The organism is Photorhabdus khanii NC19 (assembly GCF_000517265.1).
Classification (GTDB): Bacteria; Pseudomonadota; Gammaproteobacteria; order Enterobacterales; family Enterobacteriaceae; genus Photorhabdus; species Photorhabdus khanii.
In genome coordinates, this window is the sequence record NZ_AYSJ01000014.1 from 305,154 (window position 1) to 312,931 (window position 7,778).

Annotated in this window: 6 protein-coding genes; 2 read left to right on the top strand and 4 right to left on the bottom strand. The window is 45.8% G+C overall.

What is annotated here, in order from left to right; genetic code table 11:
- Window positions 1-30: 30 nt before the first annotated feature.
- Genes fliI through fliF form a run of 4 tightly spaced genes read right to left on the bottom strand, consistent with a single transcriptional unit; the run spans window position 31 to window position 4,784 of the window.
- Window positions 31-1,395, bottom strand: coding sequence for a flagellar protein export ATPase FliI (gene fliI / locus PTE_RS16920; RefSeq protein ID WP_036849063.1), 1,365 nt, complete (start codon window positions 1,393-1,395; stop codon window positions 31-33).
- A complete protein-coding gene (gene fliH / locus PTE_RS16925; protein WP_036849065.1) occupies window positions 1,395-2,099 on the bottom strand; it encodes a flagellar assembly protein FliH in 705 nt (234 codons plus the stop codon). The genes fliI and fliH overlap by 1 nt, the downstream gene beginning before the upstream one ends.
- On the bottom strand, window positions 2,092-3,084 hold the full coding sequence (gene fliG, locus PTE_RS16930) for a flagellar motor switch protein FliG (RefSeq protein ID WP_036849067.1): 993 nt from the start codon (window positions 3,082-3,084) through the stop codon (window positions 2,092-2,094). Before fliG ends, fliH begins: the two co-directional genes overlap by 8 nt.
- Window positions 3,081-4,784 (bottom strand): flagellar basal-body MS-ring/collar protein FliF, encoded by a 1,704-nt coding sequence (fliF, locus tag PTE_RS16935; RefSeq protein ID WP_036849069.1) that lies wholly within the window; start codon window positions 4,782-4,784, stop codon window positions 3,081-3,083. The genes fliG and fliF overlap by 4 nt, the downstream gene beginning before the upstream one ends.
- Before the next feature lie 284 nt (window positions 4,785-5,068).
- Here fliF and fliE point away from each other — a divergent pair, with 284 nt between their 5' ends.
- The gene (fliE, locus tag PTE_RS16940) at window positions 5,069-5,380 is read left to right on the top strand and encodes a flagellar hook-basal body complex protein FliE (protein WP_036849071.1); all 312 of its coding nucleotides are present in this window, start codon (window positions 5,069-5,071) and stop codon (window positions 5,378-5,380) included.
- 400 nt (window positions 5,381-5,780) lie between these two features.
- Window positions 5,781-6,878, top strand: a complete 1,098-nt coding sequence (locus PTE_RS16945; protein WP_036849072.1) for an ISAs1 family transposase — start codon at window positions 5,781-5,783, stop codon at window positions 6,876-6,878.
- Window positions 6,879-7,778 lie beyond the last annotated feature (900 nt).

Consider the following 7,778-nt stretch of genomic DNA (forward strand, 5'->3'; position numbering starts at 1 on the left):
TTTAATGGCAACATGCAGAAAATCGTTACGTTATATAGGTAACAACTGTTGCAGTTGAGTACAGGCCGCTTCATATTCACTACGTTCTTCAATATCTTGCAGTAAAAATTGTGCCATGTAGGGATAAAGTTCAATCGCTTTGTCCAATAGCGGATCATTGCCCGCAGCATAGGCACCGACGTTAATCAGATCACGGTTGCGCTGATAGCTTGCGAGCAGTTGTTTAAACTGCTGTACCCGCCGATAGTGCTGTTTATCAATTAATGATGTCATGGCGCGGCTGATAGAGGCTTCAATATCAATTGCCGGGTAGTGCCCTGATTCCGCCAGAGATCGGGAGAGCACGATGTGACCATCCAGAATCGCCCTGGCAGCATCGGCTATTGGGTCTTGCTGATCATCACCTTCGGTCAGTACGGTGTAAAACGCGGTAATCGAACCGCCGCCGTTCACGCCATTTCCTGCTCGTTCCACCAGTGTCGGCAGTTTGGCGAAAACCGAAGGTGGATAACCTTTGGTCGCCGGTGGCTCGCCAATGGCCAAGGCAATTTCACGTTGAGCCATACTGTAGCGGGTCAATGAATCCATAATCAGTAATACATGTTTACCCCGGTCACGAAAATCTTCGGCGATCCGGGTCGCGTAGGATGCGCCTTGCATACGCAATAAAGGTGAGATATCGGCAGGCGCTGCGACAACCACTGAGCGGGCTAAACCGGTTGTACCAAGGATGTTTTCAATAAAGTCTTTAACTTCGCGGCCACGTTCACCGATCAAGCCAACGACGATCACATCGGCCTGTGTATAGCGCGCCATCATACCAAGAAGAACGCTTTTACCTACCCCGGAACCGGCAAACAACCCCATTCGCTGACCGCGTCCTACTGTGAGTAAGGCGTTAATCGCCCGTACTCCCACGTCCAGTACGTCACTGATCGGCGTACGTTGCAGAGGATTGATTGGCGGTGTGGTGAGTGAGGCGCGATAGCCGGTATCTGGTGACGGCAAGCCATCCAGTGGGCGGCCGGCACCATCTAAAACCCGTCCTAATAGTTCTGGGCCAAGAGGCAGCTGGCGTCCGCTACCGCAATCTTCACTGTACGGGCGGGCATAAACCCGCGCGCCGGGTACAATACCTTCCAGATCTTCAAGCGGCATCAGTAAAAGTTTTTCGCCATTAAAACCAACGACTTCACTTTCAACCTCTTCAATATTGCCGCCATTTTGCCGTTCAATCAGGCAGGTTGCTCCCAGAGGCAGATGTAAGCCCGTTGCCTCCATGACCAGACCTGTCGCTCTGGTCAGACGGCCATAACGACGAACCGGCGAAGTCTTCTCCAATTTTTGCTCAAAAGCATCCAGTGTTGCCAGCCAGCGCCCGAGTCTTGCCGTCATTACAATTCCCCCGGTGCTGCCAGCCGGCATAATTCATGCCAGCGCGTCGCCAGGCTGGCATCCAGATCACCTTCATCTGCACTGATTTTACAACCACCCGGATGCAGCTTGTTATCTGCCAGTAAACGCCAGCCGTGTAATGAGAGCGTATTGCCTAATTGTTGTTCAATCATTGGCATATCGCGAGAATGAACCCGCAATTGAGGTTTACCACTTAACATCGGTTCCTGTTGAATAAATTCACGGATCTGATTGAGCAGGGCAGTACCATCACAAATCGCAGGCTGACCTAAGATCTGTTTTGCAGCGGTCAGTGATAATTGCATCAAGCGGGATGCAATGATCGTGTCAAGCCCTTCCAATGAATGTTGGAAATCGGCCAGCAGATTTTGCCACTGCTCTGTGATAGGTTGCTGCTGCTGACTTGCGTCCTTTAATCCCTGTTCCATACCGGCTTCTAAGCCGGATTGGTATCCTTTTTCATAACCTTGTGTCTGGCCTTCGGCAAATCCTTGTTCATGGCCTGCCTGCCGGGCCTGTTCTTTCAGGTTATCCAGCATTGCCGCCTGTTCAAGAATTTCATCACGCCCGGAAGTTTCCAGTGAGTCATCAGTAGGCTCTGGTTTAACACGCAGTTTTTCCCACTGCGTGAGTTCATTGGGTTTCCAGGGTTGCCAGCCAGCATTGTTCAACTTATCAGACATAGCTATCGTCGCCACCGTTCAGGATAATCTCGCCGCTTTCTGACAGACGACGAACAATAAGCAGAATGGCTTTCTGTTCGCTTTCCACTTGAGACATACGCACCGGACCACGGTTTGCCAGGTCATCGCGCAAAATCTCTGCGGCACGCTGAGACATATTGTTGAGGAAGTGATCGCGTAGTTGCTGGTTGCAGCCTTTCAGTGCAATAAGCAGGGAATCGGTAGTGATTTCCTGCAACAGGCGCTGAATACTGCGGTCATCCACATCGATAAGGTTTTCGAACAGGAACATTTCATCGATGATTTTTTGTGCCAGTTCGTTATCGTAGGCGCGCATTGCTTCGATAACATTCTCTTCCTGTTGGCTTTTCATCAGGTTGATAATTTCAGCGGCAGTACGAACACCGCCCATCTTGCTGCGCTTGAGGTTTTGACCATCTAACAGGTTATTGAGCACTTCTGTCAGTTCAGCCAGCGCGGCGGGTTGTACGCCACCGAAAGTGGCGATACGCAGCATGATGTCGTTACGCAGTTTGTCATCAAACAGCGCAAGAATATCGGCTGCCTGCCCACGATTTAAGTGAACCAAAATGGTGGCGATAATCTGTGGATGCTCTTCACGGATCATATCGGCTGCCATTTGTGGTTCCATAAAGTTGAGGGTCTCCATACCGGTAGTGGTTTCACGGGATTCGAGAATATCCTCAAGCAGACTGGAAGCGCGTTCTTCACCCAGCGCTTTAATCAACACCGAACGCAGATAATCACTGGCATTGATACTCAGTGCCGCATACTGGCCGGAATCTTCTTCAAACTCAGCCAAGACATCGACCAGTTGCTGGTTGGAAACCTGGCGCATACCCGCCATGGTGATACTGAGTTGTTGGACTTCCCTAGAGTTCAGGTGCTTAAACACCTCGGCCGCCTGATCTTCTCCCAGGGTCATTAACATGACGGCGCTTTTTTCTGTTCCGTTCAGGCTCATTGTTCGTTACTCATCCATTGACGGATCACCAGCGCCACTACGCGAGGATCTTTTTCTGCTAATTCGCGGATACGTTGGCTTTGAATTTCGGCACTGACCCGTTGACGTGTTAGTCTCTGGCGGGTTCTGTCATCCATTTCTGCACTGGATTCAGTCACTTGTCTTTTATGAACTTTCTGTGCGTCAAGCGCGGCTTTATCTGCGGCCCGTTTTTTGGCGAGTTGAGGAACCACCATTTTGCGCCACAGGAGCCAAGCCACCAGTATCAACAGAAGGTAGCGACCAAAATCAAAGGCTTTTTCCAGCAGAGCAGGGTTCTGCCATACCGGAATTACTTCGATATTTTCTTTGCTTTCAGTAAATGGTGTATTAACCACATTTAAACTGTCGCCACGCTCTTTGGAAAAGCCCATGGCTTCTCTGGTCAGCGCTTCTATTTTCGCCAGTTGTTCCGGTGTCAGCGCCTGAGTTTCCGGGCCATTTTTGCCGTCGACCGTGACATAATTGACCACAACCGCCACAGATAAGCGTTCAACACCGCCGGCTTGCTGCTGTACATGGCGAATAGTCCGGTCCACTTCGTAGTTTGTGGTTTCGTCACGGCGGTTATTGCGATTATTGTTCACCACGCGCTCGTTATTGTTACCGGCGGATGATGTTTTCTTATCGCTCTTGTCGTTTTTATTACTCTCTTTGGTATTCGGCTTATCAATCGGCGCACTTGGAGGAGGGCTGGGTTGATTGGAAAGCGCGCCAGGAATGCCACCAACCAGAGAACCACCACTTTGCTCGCTTTCACTTAACTGTTTCGAGCGAACCGCCGCCTGATTAGGTGGCTGATTAGGTTTATATTCCTCTGCGGTCTCTTCACGGCGGGAAAAATCTACCTGGGCAGTCACTTGCGCGTGAACGTTACCACGACCGACAACCGGGGTCAGAATGGCTTCAATACGGTGCTGGAAGCGATTTTCCACTTCCTGAATGTATTTCAGCTGACTGGTGTTCAGATCACGTCCGGTAGCATCCGCTTGTGTCAGAAGACGTCCGGTCTGATCAACAATGGTGACATTACCCGGAGGTAAGCCAGCGACACTGCTGGAAACCATATGGACAATGGCGTTAATTTGGCCTTCATCCAGAGAACGGCCTTGCAGTAGTCCGACCGTAACGGATGCAGAAGGGGACTTCTGTTCGCGGACAAACAGGGAAGGTTTGGGTAACGCCAGGTGAACACGGGCATTTTGCACCGGTCCCAGTGATTCAATGGTCCGTGACAACTCACCTTCCAATGCTCTTTGGTAGTTAACCTGTTCACTGAACTGGCTGATACCAAATTTCTCTTTATCAAGCAGCTCAAATCCAGCGGCACCACCTTTAGGCAACCCTTGTTGTGCCAGTCTTAGCCGTGTCTCATGGACCTGCTCGGCAGGGATCATGATAGCAGCGCCATTTTCGGCAAAACGGAACGGAATATTTAATTGGGTTAGTTGCGTGACAATATCGCCACCATCTTTATCGCTCAGATTACTGTAGAGCACCCGATAATCGGGGCTGCGTAACCACAAGAAAAGGGCAATGACAATCGCGACGGCTGCGCTGCCTGCAACTAATAATGGTACTTTAGGATCAGCTTTTATCCGGTTAATGATAGCACTGAAACCGTTAGTTTGATTTTCAACGTCGGTTGTTGCGGCACTCATAGACGATCCTTGCCTTGCTGTTCAACATGAATACTAAAAGCGTGGCGTAACAAAACAGACTCCCCATACGCAAGCGAAAAAATTTTTCCTGTTTTCAGTCTTGTCATTATTCGCTGTTCACTCATCTTTTAATGGCGCAATAAGCCCTGACTTTTTACGTTAATTACCCGCTTTAGATTGAAGGGGCTATGTTAGGGTGGCAGCGTGAAAATATGCCGTATAAAACTTTGGTTAATATGGCATTGAATTGCGTAGGGTATAAGGTGGTTTAACACGAGGTTTTTATGTCAATTCAGGCAATTGAAGGAGTACTGCAACAGATGCAGGCTCAGGTATTACAGGCGGCAAGTATCGCAAAACCCATGCCATTGCAGGGGGGATTTGCCAGTCAACTGACGGCGGCGGTTGGTAAAATTAATCAGACACGTTTACATGCCACGAAACAGGCACAGGATTTTACCCTGGGGGTACCGGGTATTGAACTGAATGATGTGATGGTGGATATGCAGAAATCCAGTATCTCCTTGCAAATGGGCGTTCAGGTGAGAAATAAGCTGGTGGCTTCTTATCAGGAAATTATGAGTATGCAGGTGTAGGAATATTAACTTATTGATAGATATTGTGATAAACCTTTTGTATTTCTTGTTTGGGGCATGAGTGGGGTATTTGGGCTAATCTTTTATTTTAGTAATGAATTTGAACATCACTATTTTCATTCATGTCTCATAGATGTTATAAATTATTTGTGATGGAATATGACCTATTTGTGTTGCAATAACGAAGGATTGAGCACGCCAGATGACATCCTGAATATATATGTGAGTCTGGTTTGGTATTTCTTTTGTGGTAACTTTTCTCAGTTAATATCTTTTTGTCAAGAAAGTTTGCTTTTGCTGGTAGCTCGTCATCTAGGGCGCGAGCATACTTTTGGGCACACCTATTGATGAAAACTAATGACATGATCTAATCAACATTATTTCTTGCTAGCGCCTGCACATGACCCTGATGGAACATTTATCCGTTGTGAAAGAAACACGCTCCGAGACCAATCGTAAGTACGAGCTGATTGATGTGATTTTCCTTGTCATCAGCGCCATCATGGCGGGAGCCGAAGGCTGGCAAGACATTGAAACATACGGCAAGGCAAAAATTAAATGGCTGAAAACATATCGTCCATTTCCCACCGGAATACCCCGTCGGCATACCATTGCCAGAATACTCCGCACCATCGAGCTCGAATCCCTGCTGGAAGCCTTACTCAACTGGGTCAATGAGCAGCGTGAACAGGCGAGCAAACCCCTCATTGCCTTTGACGGTAAAGTCTTGCGCCAGGCCTACCGCCATGATGCAAAAAACGTCTTTCAGGTTGTCACCGCTTATGACACAGAGAATGGCCTGGTCTTGTGTCAAAAAGCCACGGAGCACAAAAAAGGGGAAATCGCGATGGTGCGGCAAATGCTGGATATTCTGGAACTTAAAGGCAGCATTGTGACGCTTGATGCGCTGCATTGCCAGCGTGAAACGCTGGAAAAAATCAGCGAAAAGAAAGCCCATGTTGTTGTTCAGGTTAAGAAAAATCAACCCAAATTATGGGAAGCCATTCAATCACAATTTCAAGCGGTATTTGATGCGGGTAAAGAGAAAATCGTCACTGAAATCAAGCAAACGGTTCATGGCCGTAAGGAAGAACGTGATGTATTCCAGCTAAAGGCAGCCTTTCCCCCGGAAATAGCGAAAAAATGGCCGACAATCCGCAGCATCATTGCCGTTGAGCGTCACCGGACGAGGAATGGCAAAGGTACCGTTGATACTTCCCACTATGTGAGTTCATTCTCTCCCCGACACAAATTATTAGGACATTCCATTCGCCAACACTGGCGTATTGAGAATAGCCAACACTATATTCTTGATGTGGTTTTTAAAGAAGATGATTCACGTATCGTTCTGGACGGAGCCATTGAGAATTTGGCGTTATTCCGGCGTTTTGTTTTAAATATGCTGAAACAATGTGATTGCGGTGCGCCAAGTCAAAGGAATAAGCTTAAAAAAGCCGGCTGGAGCGATGATTATCGGGCGAGAGTCTTCTTTGGATGATGATTAATCAAAGTATGCTCGCGCCCTGGCTCGTCATCAGCGTGAACAAACATAATAATAACAATGCAAAGCATATCACTCTTATAATTTCAATATTCTATTATGTAGGTAAGTAAAGAGAGACTTTAATCATCAGTATTTTCTATTTAAAACCATAAAAAACATCAAATGAGTAAATAATATATTATTTTTGTTAATGAATGTAATTTTTATAGTATTAGTTTGTTATAATTAGTTTCTTTGGTGTTGTTTATCTTAATTATATAATTTGTATTTTTTTATGACTTTTGAATTTTATGGTGTTGATAATTAATTGTTTCTAAATTGTTTTCTTGGATTTTTGGTTAAGTTAGTCTATTTTTGTTTGATTTGTACTAAAATATATAGTTATATGTAATAGTTTTCCTTTAAGTATTGATGAATATTTTTGTTCCGAAATTAATTTAATTTCGTGCGGTAGCTGTTAATATTAGTTTGTGTTTTTTATGAATTCTGCTCTATGAGTGTTTCTGGGTTTTTTATGGATATCCATATTAACTTTGAATGTTTATGGTTTTACATAGTGAAATATTTTATAAATGTAACTTTAGCTCGATATATTTGTATGGTTATGAATGTAGTAGATTGTTTTATAACAAATAATTATGACATCTTGTTCAATGTATTGAGTTATTGATGACCACTAATATGATATGATTTTTGATTATTAAGATACATGTTTCTTCAACAAGAGTACCAAATACCTCTTCGTTTTTTGGGGTAATTTCGACCCGTTTTATGAAAATATGGAATAATCTTTCATACATTTTCTAAATAATTGTCATTGTACTAAATAACTTTCCATAATACCGCTACACTTTTACTGTTCCTGCTCGACTGCCCGGGAAGGGTGAAGCGGCA